At 31.9% G+C, this 15,924-nt stretch carries 15 protein-coding genes; 8 read left to right on the top strand and 7 right to left on the bottom strand.

Going from position 1 to position 15,924, the window contains the following annotated elements; all coding sequences use genetic code 11:
* Nucleotides 1-4: 4 nt before the first annotated feature.
* The 6 genes from ABZA65_RS08270 to ABZA65_RS08245 all read left to right on the top strand — a co-directional run bounded on the left by ABZA65_RS08270 (nucleotide 5) and on the right by ABZA65_RS08245 (nucleotide 7,098).
* Nucleotides 5-1,096 (top strand): anhydro-N-acetylmuramic acid kinase, encoded by a 1,092-nt coding sequence (locus ABZA65_RS08270; RefSeq protein ID WP_373072561.1) that lies wholly within the window; start codon nucleotides 5-7, stop codon nucleotides 1,094-1,096.
* Entirely contained in the window at nucleotides 1,083-2,021 is a 939-nt protein-coding gene (locus tag ABZA65_RS08265; RefSeq protein WP_373072559.1) for an aminoglycoside phosphotransferase family protein, read from the top strand. The genes ABZA65_RS08270 and ABZA65_RS08265 overlap by 14 nt, the downstream gene beginning before the upstream one ends.
* Before the next feature lie 5 nt (nucleotides 2,022-2,026).
* Entirely contained in the window at nucleotides 2,027-2,656 is a 630-nt protein-coding gene (gene murU / locus ABZA65_RS08260) for an N-acetylmuramate alpha-1-phosphate uridylyltransferase MurU (protein ID WP_373072557.1), read from the top strand.
* Nucleotides 2,646-3,617 carry a lytic murein transglycosylase gene (locus ABZA65_RS08255; protein ID WP_373072555.1) on the top strand — a complete coding sequence of 324 codons (972 nt, stop codon included), beginning with the start codon at nucleotides 2,646-2,648 and terminating at the stop codon, nucleotides 3,615-3,617. The genes murU and ABZA65_RS08255 overlap by 11 nt, the downstream gene beginning before the upstream one ends.
* A gap of 64 nt (nucleotides 3,618-3,681) precedes the next feature.
* A complete protein-coding gene (locus ABZA65_RS08250) occupies nucleotides 3,682-4,590 on the top strand; it encodes a cytochrome-c peroxidase (protein ID WP_373072553.1) in 909 nt (302 codons plus the stop codon).
* 3 nt (nucleotides 4,591-4,593) lie between these two features.
* Nucleotides 4,594-7,098, top strand: a complete 2,505-nt coding sequence (locus ABZA65_RS08245) for an EAL domain-containing protein (protein ID WP_373072551.1) — start codon at nucleotides 4,594-4,596, stop codon at nucleotides 7,096-7,098.
* Here ABZA65_RS08245 and ABZA65_RS08240 read toward each other — a convergent pair.
* Both ABZA65_RS08240 and tgt read right to left on the bottom strand, forming a co-directional pair.
* Nucleotides 7,078-7,902, bottom strand: coding sequence for an HAD family hydrolase (locus tag ABZA65_RS08240; protein WP_373072549.1), 825 nt, complete (start codon nucleotides 7,900-7,902; stop codon nucleotides 7,078-7,080). The genes ABZA65_RS08245 and ABZA65_RS08240 overlap by 21 nt on opposite strands.
* On the bottom strand, nucleotides 7,903-9,024 hold the full coding sequence (gene tgt / locus ABZA65_RS08235; protein WP_373072547.1) for a tRNA guanosine(34) transglycosylase Tgt: 1,122 nt from the start codon (nucleotides 9,022-9,024) through the stop codon (nucleotides 7,903-7,905).
* A gap of 116 nt (nucleotides 9,025-9,140) precedes the next feature.
* Between tgt and ABZA65_RS08230 the strand changes: the two genes are divergently transcribed.
* Together ABZA65_RS08230 and efp are read left to right on the top strand one after the other, a co-directional pair.
* Nucleotides 9,141-11,570 (top strand): ABC transporter substrate-binding protein, encoded by a 2,430-nt coding sequence (locus ABZA65_RS08230; protein WP_373072545.1) that lies wholly within the window; start codon nucleotides 9,141-9,143, stop codon nucleotides 11,568-11,570.
* A 64-nt stretch (nucleotides 11,571-11,634) separates the two neighbouring features.
* A complete protein-coding gene (gene efp, locus ABZA65_RS08225; protein ID WP_373072543.1) occupies nucleotides 11,635-12,201 on the top strand; it encodes an elongation factor P in 567 nt (188 codons plus the stop codon).
* 64 nt (nucleotides 12,202-12,265) lie between these two features.
* Here efp and ABZA65_RS08220 read toward each other — a convergent pair whose 3' ends face one another.
* From ABZA65_RS08220 to ABZA65_RS08200, 5 genes are read right to left on the bottom strand one after another with little or no spacing between them, the layout of a single operon-like run.
* Nucleotides 12,266-12,676 carry a hypothetical protein gene (locus ABZA65_RS08220; RefSeq protein ID WP_373072541.1) on the bottom strand — a complete coding sequence of 137 codons (411 nt, stop codon included), beginning with the start codon at nucleotides 12,674-12,676 and terminating at the stop codon, nucleotides 12,266-12,268.
* A gap of 39 nt (nucleotides 12,677-12,715) precedes the next feature.
* Nucleotides 12,716-13,768: a hypothetical protein gene (locus tag ABZA65_RS08215; protein WP_373072539.1), complete on the bottom strand. Its 1,053-nt coding sequence runs from the start codon at nucleotides 13,766-13,768 to the stop codon at nucleotides 12,716-12,718.
* A 2-nt stretch (nucleotides 13,769-13,770) separates the two neighbouring features.
* Nucleotides 13,771-14,847: a chemotaxis response regulator protein-glutamate methylesterase gene (locus ABZA65_RS08210; protein ID WP_373072537.1), complete on the bottom strand. Its 1,077-nt coding sequence runs from the start codon at nucleotides 14,845-14,847 to the stop codon at nucleotides 13,771-13,773.
* Nucleotides 14,848-15,642 carry a protein-glutamate O-methyltransferase CheR gene (locus ABZA65_RS08205; protein WP_373072535.1) on the bottom strand — a complete coding sequence of 265 codons (795 nt, stop codon included), beginning with the start codon at nucleotides 15,640-15,642 and terminating at the stop codon, nucleotides 14,848-14,850.
* A gap of 14 nt (nucleotides 15,643-15,656) precedes the next feature.
* Entirely contained in the window at nucleotides 15,657-15,806 is a 150-nt protein-coding gene (locus tag ABZA65_RS08200; protein WP_373072533.1) for a hypothetical protein, read from the bottom strand.
* Between the last annotated feature and the right edge of the window lie 118 nt (nucleotides 15,807-15,924).

The raw sequence follows: 15,924 nt of genomic DNA, 5'->3' as shown, positions 1-15,924 counted from the left end.
TTAGATGTTTAGAAGTTTATATATAGGTGTAATGAGCGGTACGAGTTTAGATGGTATAGATATATCACTATGTTCAATATCAAAGTCAAGATTTAAAGTTGTAAGCTCAAAAGAATACCCGTATGATGATGAATTAAAAACTGATATTCTTAAAGCTATAGAGGGTGAGATTACATTAAAAAAATATGGAGAGCTCAATCACCGTCTTGGTTTAATGTACGCAGATGCAATAAGAAAGTTTTTAAAAGATTTTTCACTTAATACCAGTAATATAAAAGCGATAGGTTTACATGGTCAAACACTATGGCATGAACCAGATTCTAAATACCCTTTTTCTTTGCAAGCCGGTGATGCAAGTCTGGTAGCTAAACAGGTCGGTATAGACGTTGTCAGTGATTTTCGTTCAGGCGATATAGCACTAGGCGGAGAGGGTGCTCCTTTTGCACCTTTGTTTCATAGAGAGATATTTAAAGATACAAATAAAAAAACTGCAGCACTTAATCTTGGAGGCATTGCGAATATAACTATTTTAAATGGTGGAACTCTAGGATACGATATAGGTCCGGCAAATATTTTACTTGATCTGTGGGTACAAAAAAATAAAAATAAAAAATATGATCATAACTCAGAGTGGGCAAGAGAAGGAAAAGTTGATTTTGCACTACTTAGTAAGCTATTGGATGAGCCTTTTTTATCTCAATGTGCGCCAAAGAGTACAGGTAGAGAGTTGTTTGGAAAAGAGTGGTTAAAGAAGAAACTAGAAGGTTTCAGTACAAGAGCTGAAGATGTACAAAGAACACTTTTAGAATTTAGCGTAAGTATAATTGCAAAAGAGGTTAAAAAATATAAAATAAAACAACTATATATATGTGGTGGCGGTGCTAAAAATGAATATTTAGTAGAATTAATCTCTCAAAAGCTTGATGGAATTGATGTGAAAACTTCAGATAAACTAGGTGTTGATTCAAATTTTGTTGAAGCTATGGCGTTTGCATATTTCGCTTACAAGAGAGTTCAAAAGAAACCCTTGGAGTTAAGCAGAATAACAGGGGCGAAACATAACGGTGTCTTGGGAGCTTTATATGCACACGATTAAAAGTTTTTTAGATACTACTAAGTTTAAAGACTTTAACATGAAAGTAGCCTCTGAAGATGCTAGCTTTAGGAGATATTTTCGCATATCTAAAGATAATGAAACTTATATAGTTATGGATTCTTCACTTGAAAAAGAGTCTTTAAAACCGTTTGTGGATATTACAAAACGTCTTTTGAATGTTGATGTGGATGCACCGAAAATATATCTAGAAGATCAGGGTAACGGTTATTTAATTTTAGAAGATTTTGGAAGTACAGATCTTCTTAGTACTCTAAACAAAGACAATTTTAAAAAGTTTTATAAGTTAGCGATAGAAGAGATAATAAAGATGCAAAAGGCAGATACAAAAGGACTGCCTTTATATGACAAAGAGTTTTTAACTTTCGAGATGTCTTTGATGAAGGAGTGGTTTTTAGATGGATATATAGAAGATATAAGTTACGATAAAAATATGATAGAACAGAGTTTAGATGCTATAGCAGATGAGGTTTTGATGCAAACTCAGGGTTATTTTGTTCATCGTGATTTTCATTCCAGAAATATAATGGTAAAAGAAGATGACACTTTAGGTGTAATTGACTATCAAGATGCGATGAATGGAAGTATTACATACGATCTTGTGTCACTGCTTCGTGATCTGTATATAAAGTTTGACCAAAAAGATGTAGAAGAGTTGGTTTTATACTTTAGAGATAAGGTGGCATCGGAGGTTAGTGATCAAGAGTTTATAAGATGGTTTGATTTTATGGGACTTCAACGCCATATAAAAGTTCTTGGTATATTCTCAAGACTATATCTTCGTGACAATAAAGACGGTTATTTAAAAGACTTGCCTTTGACTTTAGAATATGTGTTACAAGTATCTGCAAAATATGAGCAAACTAAAAGTTTATATAACTATTTAAAAACAATCGAGTTAAAATAAATAATATGACAGCAATGATATTAGCCGCAGGACGCGGTGAACGTATGCGTCCATTAACGGATGTGAAACCAAAACCGCTTATAGAAGTAAGAGGGAAGCCTTTAATTGTATGGCACTTGGAGAAATTAGCAAGAAACGGTTTTAAAAATGTAGTTATAAACATCGCCCATCTTGGATTTATGATACCTGAGGTTTTGGGTGACGGTTCAAAGTGGGGAGTGGAGATAGTATATTCTGATGAACAGGGTATTGGAGCATTAGAGAGTGCAGGCGGAATAATAAATGCACTTGAACACCTAAGTGAAGAGTTCTTAGTAGTAAATGCAGATGTATGGTGTGACTATGAGTTTAACAACAGTTTTTCTTTGAATGATAAACTTGCACATCTTATACTTGTAGAAAATCCGGAACATAATAAAGATGGGGATTTTGAATACAAAAACGACAAGTATACATTTTCAGGCATAGGTTATTACAGCAAAAAAATGTTTAAAAACTTGTCAAAACAAAAACTTGCTCTAGCTCCTATTCTTAGAAAGAGTATTGAAAATAATGAGGTGAGTTTTGAATTATATAAAGGGGAGTGGAGAGATATAGGTACTCCACAGAGATTAGAAGAGATAAATGATAGGTAAATTTTTAATATTAATATTTTTGAGTGTAACGTTATCGGCGAAGTATACAAATTGTACTTTTCAAAATAAGCATTATAGTGATATATGTAGGGATGTTGTAAAAAGCGGTGTAAGTGTTGATTATGCAAATAAGTTTTTATTGTCATATTTTAAAACTAAGAAGTTTGATGAGATCAGTTGGAAGTATCTTCAGCCAAAACATATAAAGCTGCATAAAAAGAATGAGAAAAAAGCAAACAATACTTTAGTTGGAAGAATTCCTCAAATGATGGAACATCTTTATAAGTATAAAAAAGTTTATGACTATACAGAAGAGAAGTACGGTGTTGATCGTGAAGTCATAGCTGCTATTTTACTTAAAGAAACTAACTTGGGAAAGATAGAGCCTCAACATGATGCATTTATAGTATTTAATACAATTGTTACAAGGGTTGATCCTAAATCACCTCGTCAAAAATGGCTGTTAAAAATGGGTAAGACTAATATGGCTTCGATCATTAAGCATTGTTACAAAGGAAAAATAGAACCACAAGAGTGTAACCTTCCAAGTTCGTATGCTGGAGCTGTAGGTATTGCACAGTTTATGCCTAGCAGTTTTATGTATGCAAAAAGTTTTCGTCAAGATGAAGTAGGCGATCTGACAAAAATGGAAGATGCCATTGTTAGTGCAAGTTACTACCTACATAGAAGGGCAAAATACAACAAACTTATAGATTGGTCAAAAATGCCGGATATGGCTAGTGTTGAGAACGACTGGTACGAGTATGAACATAAAGTAAAATATTCATCATTTTCATATAAAAAAGGTAGAAATGGAAGAATATATAATTGTTATGTTTGCGGTAAAGAAAATCTAAAATATCTTGACTCATATATTAAAAAAGTTCTTAAATATAATAATTCATCAAATTACGCAGTAGGTGTTATTAGACTCGCTCATGATGCGCATTTTTATAAGTAATTTAGTTGTTCTTAACCATAAAAACAATACAATGTATCTAACTATAATTAACAAATGGAGATAAGTGAAAGTTAAACTATTTTTTATTGCACTTTTACCATCACTAATATTTTCCGAACCAATTCAGCCGCTTCCTCAAAATGTGAATGTTGATAATAATAAAGCAAAACTCGGTAAAGAACTATTTTTTGACCCAATTTTATCTGTTGATAATTCTGTGTCATGCGCTATGTGTCATGATCTACAAAATGGTGGAGATGACGGACTTGTTGCATCTGTCGGACATAAAGGCCAAGTCGGTGATATAAATGCGCCTACCGTGCTTAATGCAGTTTATAACTTTAGACAGTTCTGGAATGGAAGATCAAAAGACCTAAAAGAACAGGCAAAAGGTCCAATTGAAAACCCTATAGAGATGGGGAACACTTTTGAAAACTTAATATCTGTTTTAAAAAATAGTACTTATAAAGAGAAGTTCGATGAGGTTTTCGAAGACGGAATTACTGAAGATAATATAGCAGATGCTATAGCTGAGTATGAAAAAACACTTATCACACCAAATTCTGCATTTGACAGGTATTTAAACGGTGACAAAAAAGCGATTACAAAAGATCAAAAAGAGGGTTACGAGATCTTTAAAGAGAAAGGTTGTATTGCATGTCATCACGGAATTAACGTTGGTGGAAATCTTTATAATAAATTTGGCGTAATGGAAGATGCCAAGTCTAAAAGAGAAGGACTTTATGAAGTTACTAAAGAGGAGCAAGACAGATATTACTTTAAAGTACCATCATTAAGAAATGTAGACAAAACTGCACCTTATCTTCATGATGGTAGATATGACAATCTAAACGATGTCGTAAAGTTCATGGCCAGATACCAGCTTGGAAGAACTATATCAGAAGATGAAGTTCACAAAGTAGTTCAGTTTTTAAACTCTCTAAGCGGTGAACTTCCAAAGGATATTAGGTAATATATGTATAAATTAGGAGAAGTAAAAAAAGATAAAAAGATTGATACTATCTTCTTGCTTGTTATATTCTTTTTATTTTTCATAATTGCGCTATTTTCATATCTTCTAAAAGTAAATGACATAATATATGAGCGTAACCAGTATGATAGTGCAATAGCTAAGCTTCCAGTATATGATGAAAGCTTTAATAACTTCTTTTTAAAATCTACCAGTTTTAACAATTATGATGTTGTAAACAGAAATATTTTTAATTTTGAAGAGATCATTAAACTTTTAAATTCAAATGATATAAAAGAAAAATATGGAAATAGATATTTAGAACTTTTAGAAAAACTTGAAACAAATTTCAATGAAAAAAGGGATGCAATAGAGCGTTTTAAATCTCAAAATGCTTTACTTATAAGTTCTATACATTATCAGATAAGTTTAAATAAGGCTATAACGGATAAAAAGCTTCTCAAAGGCAATAAAGATATACAGCTTTTAAATAAGACAATGACAGATCTTCTAGCCTATTATATAAACCCATCTATAGATTATGAACATATAGAAAAAAATATTCAATATTTTTCTAAACTATACGAGAAAAATAAACTAAGAGAGTTAAAACTTTTTATACAACATGCTCTTGTTAATACACAAAGAATACAGGAACTCTTCACAATTAAAAAAACAAACTTTCAACTTAACAAGTCAATATATGACTTAAAAGAGTTTTTAACAACCAAGTTTGAAAATGCCCTTTATAACAGCCGTATAGTTGTAACTATACTTTTCATAATAGCTTTTTTAATTTTAAGTATAGTGGTGTTTTTATATAAACGATCATTAAGAATAAAAGATGATCTAATAAGCTTTAAAACTGCAGTAGAGAATAGTTATAACTCAATAGTTATAACTGATTCACACAGCAATATCATATATGTTAATGACATGGCTGTTAAAGAAACCGGTTATTCAAGAGATGAACTTATCGGCCAAAATCCGAGAATCTTAAAGTCCGGTGATAAAAGTGAGTCTTTTTACAGAAAAATGCATGAGCATTTGGATGCAGGAAGAAAATGGGAAGGTGAGTTTGTAAATAGACGTAAAGATGGTTCACAGTATTATGAAAAAGCTTCCATTATGCCTATTGTTGAGCGAGGAAGGATTACGAATTACCTTGCGATTAAGTTAAATATTACAGACTATATTATGCAACAGAGAAAAGTTGAGTATATGGCGTATCATGATTCTCTTACAGGTTTGCCAAACAGAACTAACATTGAAGAGTATTTGGAGTATCAATTACCTATAGCTGAGGAAAACAACTTAGGCATTGCCGTTCTTTTCATAGATATAGATAACTTTAAAACGATAAATGATTCATTAGGTCACGATGTAGGTGACAGTGTTATTATAGAGTGTTCAAAAATTCTGAAAAATACTGTTAAAGAGTCTGAAATTGTTGCAAGAATAGGCGGTGATGAATTTGTAATTATCATCTCAGGAGAAAATACAAAGCACACCTCGACAAACTTATGTTCAGAAATACTAAAATCATTTGCAAAACCTATAGAAGCAAACGGCTATAAACTAAGTATAACTTTAAGTATAGGTGTTTCATTGTTCCCTGAAGATTCGAATGATCATAAGAAACTTTTCAAGCATGCAGATATAGCTATGTATGAAGCAAAAGACAAGGGTAAAAATAATTTTCAGTTTTATAAAAAGAAACTCTCTTCTCAAATGCATGACAGGCTGGAGATTGAACAAGCACTTAAACAGGCTCTCAAAGAGGATGAGATCTATGTAGTTTATCAACCAAAATATGATATTGCTACTAAACAAATTGTAGGTTTAGAGGCACTTGCAAGATGGAATTCAAAAGAGCTTGGTAATATAAGACCGGATAAGTTTATATCTATAGCGGAAGAAACAGGAGATATTTTAGAAATAGGTCACTTTATTTTCAAAAAAGCTTGTGAAGATTTCAGAACATTTAAAACAATCTATCCTGAATTAGAATCTATATCAATAAATGTATCTACAATCCAGCTTTATAATAAAAAATTTGTAGAAGAGATCTTAAATATTACAAAAGAGACAAAAGTTTATACAAGTTCGGTTATGATTGAAATTACAGAGACGCATGTGATGAAAAATATAACCTATAGTATGGGTGTATTAAATACACTTAAAGAGTTTGGTTTTAGAGTATCTATTGATGATTTTGGAACAGGACACTCCTCTCTAAACTATCTAAAAAGATTTCCAATTGATGAGTTAAAAATAGACAAATCGTTTGTTGATGATCTGCCACTTGATTCGAACGATATAGCTATTGCAAAGGCTATCATATCATTATCTAGAAATATGGGTTATAAAAATGTAGCAGAAGGTATCGAGACTATAGAGCAAGAGGAATTTTTACTTAGCCACGGTTGTGATGTAGGACAGGGTTACTTGTTTTGTAAGCCAAAAGAAAAAGAGGATCTTTTGGAGTTTTTACAAGATCAGCTCTCTTAAGTATTTGGCTACCGCATCTTCATCATTTGTATGTTTAGATACAAATGTAGCCATTTTTTTAACATCTTTATGAGCATTTGCAACTGCAACTGATGAACCAGCTAATTCAAACATACCTATATCGTTTAGATTATCTCCAAAAACTGTATAATATTTAAAATCTATGTTTAGGTATTCATTTACTTTTTTAAGCCCGTGAGCCTTGTCTGCATCTTTATGTAACAGGGTTAAGAAATAACAATCCATATAAGCTTCTGGGGCAAGTATATATTTTAACTCATCTCCAAAGACTTTATAAAGTTCATTTTTTAAGTTGATTAGTTCAGATTCATCACCCATATAAACAAGTTTGAAATTATCTTTCATTGCACGGATGTTTGCTTTTTCTTCTAAGTTATCATCACCTATGTATCTTTCAAGCAGACGGTGTTGATAGTCGTTTCTCTGCTTAGGGTATAAAAAAGCTTCGTTAAGGTTTATATCTTTTAAAGCTAGTACAAAAGGATAAAGAGAGTGTTGTGCACCAATATCTATGATCTGATCAGCCATATCCTGCTCAATAATTTTAGTATCAATTATTTTTTTATCTTCACTAACTATTAATGAACCATCAAGAAGTATCATAGGAGCATTTATATGTAGACCTTTTAAAAACTGCTCTGCTTTTTTGTATGTACGGGCAGTCGCAACTCCAAGCGTATGAGTGTCAGCAAAAGAGTTCCATGTCTCTTTAGTAAAATCACTTATACTTAGATCACTTCTTAAAAATGTATGATCAAGATCAGTTATAAATACTTTACTCATTTAGTTGGCTCTTTTAGCGTAAAACTCTTTTTTAAATTCATCATATCTATCTTCTAAAATAGCTTCACGTGCTTGTTTCATAAGGTTTAGATAGTAGTAAAGGTTATGAAGAGTTGCTAGGCGAAAGTATGTTATTTCACGTGCACGGAAAAGGTGGTTTATATATGCACGTGAGTATCTTTTACATGTAGGACATTCACACTCTGGATCAATCGGAGCCGGATCTTCTTTATATTTCGCACCTTTTATGTTTAGTTTTCCAAAAGATGTAAAAAGAGTACCGTTTCTAGCATTACGGGTAGGCATTACACAGTCAAACATATCAACACCGCGCTCAATGTTCTCTATAAGATCTTCAGGAGTCCCTACACCCATAAGATAGCGAGGTTTGTCTTTTGGCATATACTGTGTAGTATGTTCAACCGTGTCATACATCTCATTATTAAGCTCACCTACACTAAGTCCACCAATTGCAAAACCGTCATAATCAAGTGCGCACAGCTCAGTTGCACTTTTTGTACGCATCTCTTTGTCTGTACCACCTTGGATAATTGCAAATATGTTTTGATCTACTCCAATACCTTCTTTTTGTTTGGCACGAAAATATTCAATCGACTCTTCAGCCCAGGCAGTTGTACGCTCTATTGAAAGTTTAATACGCTCACGTGTCGCCGGAAGTGCTACAAGATCATCTAAGATCATCATAATATCTGAACCTAAATTTTGTTGAATATCTATAACTTTTTTAGGTGTAAAAAAGTGTTTGCTTCCATCTATGTGACTTCTAAATTCAATACCGTCTTCTTTTGGTTTACTCATGTCTGAGAGTGAAAAGGCTTGAAATCCTCCACTGTCTGTTAAAAAGCTTTTAGGGTATGTTGAAAAACCATGTAATTTTCCCATTTTTGCTATTGTTTTATCGCCTGGACGAAGATAAGTATGATATGTATTTGCAAGTATGATCTCAGCCCCTAGTGTTTCGATCACATCTTCCATATCGAGTGCTTTGATAGTCCCGAGCGTACCAACAGGCATAAAGACAGGTGTTTTTATAGTTGAGTGAGCTGTTTTTATAGTACATGCACGAGCATTTTTACTAGTTGCATCTAAAGTGAATTCCATAAATTATTATCCTAAAAGCTATTATTTTGGTGCAATTATAGCATTTGAATTTGTGTTTTAAAAAAAACTTATGTATAATATTTCTTAACAAGAACTAAATTAAGGGGGATTGAGAGATGAAATTCTTTTTGTTTTTTATTTTATTTTCAATTTCACTCTATGCCTCCACTTCAAAAATATCTCTTCAACTTCAATGGAAAAATCAGTTTCAGTTTGCAGGTTATTATATTGCCAAAGAGAAGGGTTTTTATAAAGATGCAGGTTTAGAAGTAGATATAAAAGAGTACAAAAAAAATATGGATGTAGTAAGTGAAGTTTTATCTGGAAATAGCACTTACGGTATCGGTAGATCATCGCTTATTATAGAAAGAAACTCTGCAAAACCAATAGTCGTATTTGGTGCGGCATTTCAAAGATCTCCATTAGTTCTTATAACAACAGATCCTAAAATTAAAGATATAACAGATTTAAAAAATAAAAAAATAATGATTACGAACGATGCTAAGAAATCTGCATCTATTTTAGCTATGCTGTTATCTAACGGTATAGATAAAGATGATTATACAATTCAATCACACTCTTTTAATTATAATGACCTGATCAATAAAAAAACAGATTCAATGGCATCATATATTTCAAATGAAGCCTATTTACTGGATAAAAAGAATGTGAAATATAATATTTTTGATCCGGCTGAATATGGATTTGATTTTTATGAAGATCTGTTGTTTACTTCTGAGAAAGAGATGAAAGAAAATCCTCAAAGGCTAAAAGCTTTTAGGGAAGCGACAGTAAAAGGCTGGATATGGGCATATAAAAATATAGAAGAGAGCTCTAAAATAATTTTTGATAAATATAATACACAGAATAAAAGTTTGGATAGTTTAATTCATGAGGGGTATTCACTAAAAAAATTCTCAATGATAAAAGAGATACCGTTTTTTTCTGTAAATAAGGAAAAAATAAAATCTATCGCCAAAGTTTTTCAACTTAGAGGGATGATGAATGGTGGTTGTGATGTAGATAAGTTTGTGTATGAATTTAAAAGAGATATTAAAATAGGAGTTTTAGCAAAGCGCGGAGCCAAAGAGACGCTTAGAAGATGGAGTTCATTGGCTAAATACTTAAATAATGAACTGGAATATTACAATTTTAAAATAGTTCCGCTAAGTTTCAGTGAGATGCAAAATAGTGTAAGAGATAAAAAAATAGATTTTGTAATTACAAATACAATGTATTACGTTATTTTGGAAGCTAAGTTTGGAGTATCTAGGATAGCTACTTTAGTAAATTCGGATAAGTTTAACAGGTATGAACTCAAACAATTTGGAGGGGTTATTTTTACTAAAAGCACTAATAAAAAAATTAATAATATTTTAGACATACAAAATAAAACTTTTGGTGCTGTAAGCAGATTAAGTTTTGGTGGATGGATCATGGCTTATGAGGAAATGCTTAAAAATGACATAGATGTGGATGATTTAGAATTAAAATTTTTAGGTACACATGATGCCGTTGTAAATGCAGTACTGGAGGGAAGTATTGATGTAGGAACGGTCAGAACTGATACTTTGGAGAGAATGCAAAATGAGGGAAAAATTAAACTTTCGGATATAAAAGTAATATCTCCAGTAGAGTATGATGATTTTCCATACTTAGTTAGTACAAAACTATACCCGGAATGGCCGATAGCAAAACTAAAACATACATCTGATTATTTATCCAATAAACTTTTGGCTAAACTAGTGTCTTATGAGGCTACCGAAGATGATATAAACAGTAACAATATCAAAGGGTGGACTGTTCCACTTGACTATTCATCTGTTCACACAGTTTTAAAGGACCTTCGTCTTGAACCATATGAAAATATTCATGTACATTTTGAAGATATTGTAAAAGAGTATGCTACATATTTATATCTATTTGGTGTTATTTCCTTATTATTAATAGCAAGATTATTTTATGATTATAAATACAGTAGGCAACTAGATTCCACCGTTAAAGAGAAAACAAAAGAACTTATAGAAGTAAATAAAAAGCTAAAAGTTTTAGCTAATCAAGACTTCTTAACAGGTATAAGTAATCGTGCACATTTTATGAAGTTTGCAACAAAATATTTTGAGATAGCAAGAAGAAATAACGGTGAGTTGCAAATGCTATCTTTGGATTTGGACTATTTTAAAAATATTAATGATACTTACGGACATCAAGCAGGGGATTGTGTACTTATAAAGTTCACAGACAAGGTGTCAAGTCTTCTTAGAAAAAGTGATCTTTTTGGTCGTGTAGGTGGTGAGGAGTTTTGTATAGTATTACAAAATACATCTTTAGAGGGTGCTAAAATGTTTGCTAAAAGGATATGTGAGTCTGTAGAAGACTTGCAAATGGATTGTGAAGAGCATCTTTTAAGTATAACTGTCAGCATCGGTATATCTTCATTAACAGATGAAGAACTGGTAGAAGATCTTATAAAAAAATCAGACATAGCCCTTTATGAGGCAAAAGATAAAGGTAGAAATCAAGTAAGAGTATATAGAGAAAATTAACTTTTTCTATCTTTTAAGTCCTTTTTTTGTAAAATAACAAAATTTTTTTTAAAAGGCATATTTAATGGCAACAATTGGTATGGGTGATATCAAAAAGAATGTTCGTTTAATTGTTGGTGAAGTTCCATATAAAGTGGTTGAATTTCAACACGTTAAACCTGGTAAAGGTGCGGCTTTTGTTCGTATGAAAATGAAAAGTTTTTTAAATGGCAAAGTAGTTGAAAAAACTGTTCACGCAGGTGATAAGTTTGAAGTACCTGAAATAACGTACAAAACTATGCAATTTCTTTATGATGATGGTGATATGTATCAGTTTATGGATACTGAGACTTACGATCAACTAGGTCTTTCATATGATCAGTGCGATGATGCATCTAAATGGTTTAAAGACGGTGTTAATGTAGATATTATATTCTATAAAGGTGATGCAATCAGTGTTGCTGCTCCTGAAGTTATGGAATTTGTTATTACTGAGACTCCGCCAAACTTTAAAGGCGATACTTCAAGCGGAAGTAAAAAACCTGCTACTTTAGAGAGTGGTGCTGTTGTTCAAGTACCATATCACGTATTAGAAGGTGATACTATCAAAGTTAACACTGTTGATGGTGAATACTTAGAAAAAGTAAAATAATCTTTCATAATTTAGTAACTATACAATAGTCTGTTTTAGGCTTTTGTATAGAAAATTAATATCTTCAAAAAAACTCTATAGATTCAGTATGTTCTGTTCTTAGAGCATTTCCACTAAATGCTTGTTGTTTCTCTTTTGCTTTTTTAAGTGACTGCATTAATTTTCCAGATAATTTATCTATACTGTCACCTAGTGCATTTTGGTCGTGTTTAACTGCATGAAGATAAATGTCTATATTTTTTTCTATCATAGCAATGGCATCACTTACTGCACTTAACTGTTGAGTTATTATATCGTTATACTGAAATACTTCTAGTATTTTTTCATTTGGTTGTATAGAATTCTCCTCAAGGAAGTTATTGAAGCCTAAAACGGAGCGTTCAGATAGTTCCACTACATCGTTTTGAACATCATCTATATGTTTTAGTATATCAACTATAGATGATAAAATATTTTCTGTTTTACTAAATTCCATGTTAATCCCTTTAATTGTTTATATTTTTGTAGTACTTATTTAAAAAAACATCAAATCATCACTATTATTATCATTTTGATTCTCTGTAGTTACACTAGGTGCTATCATTTCCATAATTAAACTTGAGTCATTTATGATAGAGTCGTTAAAAAATTTTGGATTATTCGATTCCGCTTCCCAAACTTCATCTACAAATGTATGAAGTCCTGAACAAAATCCGCCTATTAGCATATCAAGTGTGTCGGCTTTTGCTTGAATATCATGAATTTTACTTTCAACTAAATTGCCGAGTTCTATTATAGCTGTACCAATATCACTGAAAAATTGGTATCGCATAAGTATATTACCAAAGCGCATAAATATAGTACCGAGTTTGTTGATTGAAGAGAGACTCTCATCAGAACCGTTAAATGCATCTAACATTACTGCATCCATATCATTCATTAAGTCTACTAATTCTTCTTTATCGTCTATTTGTAAAAAGTTAAAATAGTCTTTATATATAGAGTCGTCTTCTTTATGTGACTCCGTAGTTATTTCAGTTGTATCTGGAAAGAAAAAAAAGTCTTCTTCCTCATCTTGTGAGATGTCATTATTTATATTTTCGACAAGTGAGGACTGGATTGAAGAGATGTCATGTTGGAAGTTTTCCAGTTCCTCAACATAATTCATAAAAAGTTGGCGATTATATATTTTAGTCCATACCGATGACATTATTTTACATAACTCATTCTTTGATGTTATCGAAGCATTAATAAAGCCTTGAATATTTAAATTTATTAAGTCTACAAGTAAGTTGTTGTGTTCTAGAGTATATGGAGTAAATATTATGAGAGGTTGCATCTCATTATCTTTTCGTATTTCGTTTACAACATCAAGTCCGTATTTTTTTAAGTCATCAATATTAAACCAAACAATATCGTATTTATCATTCTTATATGTCTCTATTGTTTTGTCCATACTTGAGATATAAGTAATTGAATTAAAAAAATTAGAGATAGATTCGGTTAAAAATATCTTAGAATTCTCACTAGTATCTATTACTAATAGGTTAAGCTCAGAAACGGATTCTTTAATGATCTTTTTATACATAATTATCCTTTTTTAATAATATCTACAATTTGATTTATAGAAAGAGCATCCATTGAAGCTCCTATTTCCATCGCTATTTTCGGCATACCGTAAACTATACAACTATTTTCATTTTGAGAATATGTCCTTGCACCGCAGTCACGCATCTCTTTAAGCCCTTTTGCTCCATCATCTCCCATACCTGTAAGTATAAATCCTATTGCATTCGCGCCTGCTTCGTTCGCACAAGAGCGAAAAAGAACGTCCACACTAGGTTTATGTCTGCTTACTCTAGGACCATCTTTAATTTCTACTATATAAGAGTTTCCAGAGCGTTTTAGTATCATATGTTTATCACCGGGAGCTATTAAAGCACGTCCGTGAAGTAGCTTATCCCCATCTACAGCTTCTTTTATACTAAGTGCACTCATTTTGTCTAAACGATATGCCAGTGATTTTGTAAATCCTGGCGGCATATGCTGTGTTATTAGTATAGGAGGTGCTTTTTCCGGTATAGATGATAAGATTTTTTCTAAAGTTTGAACTCCTCCGGTTGAAGCTCCTATAGCTATTATGGAATGTGTATTGTTTTTAGGCTGCTTATTTTTAAGTTTTAGAATGACATCTGTGTCAAGTTTTGTATTATTAGTTTTTTTATTATGTTGAAGAATGGGTCTTGATTTGAGTACAGGTTTTGTTTTGAATGCTGCATGTATTGCGTGAATAAGCCAAGCACGAGATTCTTCTAAAAATCCTTTTACTCCCACATCTGGTTTAGCAATAACTTCAACAGCACCTAAAAACAGTGCTTCAATAGCATTGGAACTACCTTCTTGGGCTACGGAAGAACATATAATTACAGGTATTGGATCTTCTGCCATAATTTTTTTCAAAAATGTTAGACCGTCCATTCTCGGCATCTCAATATCCAAGATAATAACATCTGGTTTTCCATTACGCTTGAACTTTTCTTGGGCTATGATAGGATCAGAAGCAGTGCCTAAAATATTAATATCGTTTTCAGATTCAAGAAGTGCTTTGATTGTAGTGCGTACTATTGCAGAATCATCTACTACAAATACATTTATATCTTTTCCCATTTATAAACCTTTTTTATATATAGTAGGTTTTATCTGCTTGACATTAAAAATAGATTGCTCAATAGATTCTGCATGACCAATAAAAATATATCCGTTAGGTTTTAAATGCTTTAATACATTTTGAACAATCTTTATTTTTTCTTCAGTACTAAAATATATGAGCATATTACGTAAAAAAATCAGATCAAATTGACCGTGTTCCGGTGTCATTGGAGACATTAAATTAGCATGTTTAAATTTAACCTTTTCCCTTAAATAATCGTCTATCAAAAATTGTCCATCTTGTGAACCTATACCTTTTAAGCAGTATTTTTTTAAATATTTTTCATTAAGCTGATCTGTAAAACGTATAGGATAAAGTCCTGTTTTTGCTTGTTCTAACACTTCTGTGTTGATATCAGTAGCTACAACTTCCCAATCACACAATAGAGGTGTTAAAACATCATCCAGATCCATAGCTATACTATACGCTTCCGCACCAATACTTGCCGCCGCACTCCATACACGAAAACTTTTCGTTATTTTTGGAATGATACTTTTTCGCATGAAATCAAAATGGTGAGCCTCTCTAAAAAAGCTGGTCTCATTAGTCGTTATTGTATTTATCATACATTGAAGCTCGGTTGGAGAGTTTAAACACTCATTATGGTATGTCTCATAGTCAGGTAAATTTAAAATTCGTAATCTTTTAGAGAGCCTTCCAACAACTAATTGTTTTTTTGTAGGGCTTAAGTTTATTCCCGAATGTGTTTTTACTAAACTTGAGATCTTTTCAAATGCTTCGTTGCTTATCATTTTTTTGTCTACTGTTATATTCTTGCAAACTTTTTAATCTGTCTTTGGAGATCTTCTACGTCAAGTTTATGTATGACGTGATCTGCACCTTGTCTCTTAGCTTGTTTAACAATTGAGTGATTCACTTGAGTTCCTTCACTGTTTTTTTGTGTAGTTTCATTCATAAGTTTCTCATTTTAGAATGTCTTAAAATCTTTTTTATCGACAGATTCTTTTTTTTCTTCTTCTATTTCAGGCTCTACTTTTTTTGTATTTTTAGGTAGTGTTTCTTGTGATACTTTT

This window comes from Sulfurimonas sp. (genome assembly GCF_041583195.1).
GTDB lineage: Bacteria > Campylobacterota > Campylobacteria > Campylobacterales > Sulfurimonadaceae > Sulfurimonas.
The sequence above is the reverse complement of the archived record's forward strand: the minus strand, read 5'-3'. Positions and strand labels throughout refer to the sequence as shown.

Coding starts and splice junctions, on each gene's coding strand:
- ABZA65_RS08270 (WP_373072561.1), top strand. CDS start 5: ATGTTTAGAAGTTTATATATAGGTGTAATGAGCGGTACGAGTTTAGAT.
- ABZA65_RS08265 (WP_373072559.1), top strand. CDS start 1,083: ATGCACACGATTAAAAGTTTTTTAGATACTACTAAGTTTAAAGACTTT.
- murU (WP_373072557.1), top strand. CDS start 2,027: ATGACAGCAATGATATTAGCCGCAGGACGCGGTGAACGTATGCGTCCA.
- ABZA65_RS08255 (WP_373072555.1), top strand. CDS start 2,646: ATGATAGGTAAATTTTTAATATTAATATTTTTGAGTGTAACGTTATCG.
- ABZA65_RS08245 (WP_373072551.1), top strand. CDS start 4,594: ATGTATAAATTAGGAGAAGTAAAAAAAGATAAAAAGATTGATACTATC.
- ABZA65_RS08240 (WP_373072549.1), bottom strand. CDS start 7,902: ATGAGTAAAGTATTTATAACTGATCTTGATCATACATTTTTAAGAAGT.
- tgt (WP_373072547.1), bottom strand. CDS start 9,024: ATGGAATTCACTTTAGATGCAACTAGTAAAAATGCTCGTGCATGTACT.
- ABZA65_RS08230 (WP_373072545.1), top strand. CDS start 9,141: ATGAAATTCTTTTTGTTTTTTATTTTATTTTCAATTTCACTCTATGCC.
- efp (WP_373072543.1), top strand. CDS start 11,635: ATGGCAACAATTGGTATGGGTGATATCAAAAAGAATGTTCGTTTAATT.
- ABZA65_RS08220 (WP_373072541.1), bottom strand. CDS start 12,676: ATGGAATTTAGTAAAACAGAAAATATTTTATCATCTATAGTTGATATA.
- ABZA65_RS08215 (WP_373072539.1), bottom strand. CDS start 13,768: ATGTATAAAAAGATCATTAAAGAATCCGTTTCTGAGCTTAACCTATTA.
- ABZA65_RS08210 (WP_373072537.1), bottom strand. CDS start 14,847: ATGGGAAAAGATATAAATGTATTTGTAGTAGATGATTCTGCAATAGTA.
- ABZA65_RS08205 (WP_373072535.1), bottom strand. CDS start 15,642: ATGATAAGCAACGAAGCATTTGAAAAGATCTCAAGTTTAGTAAAAACA.
- ABZA65_RS08200 (WP_373072533.1), bottom strand. CDS start 15,806: ATGAATGAAACTACACAAAAAAACAGTGAAGGAACTCAAGTGAATCAC.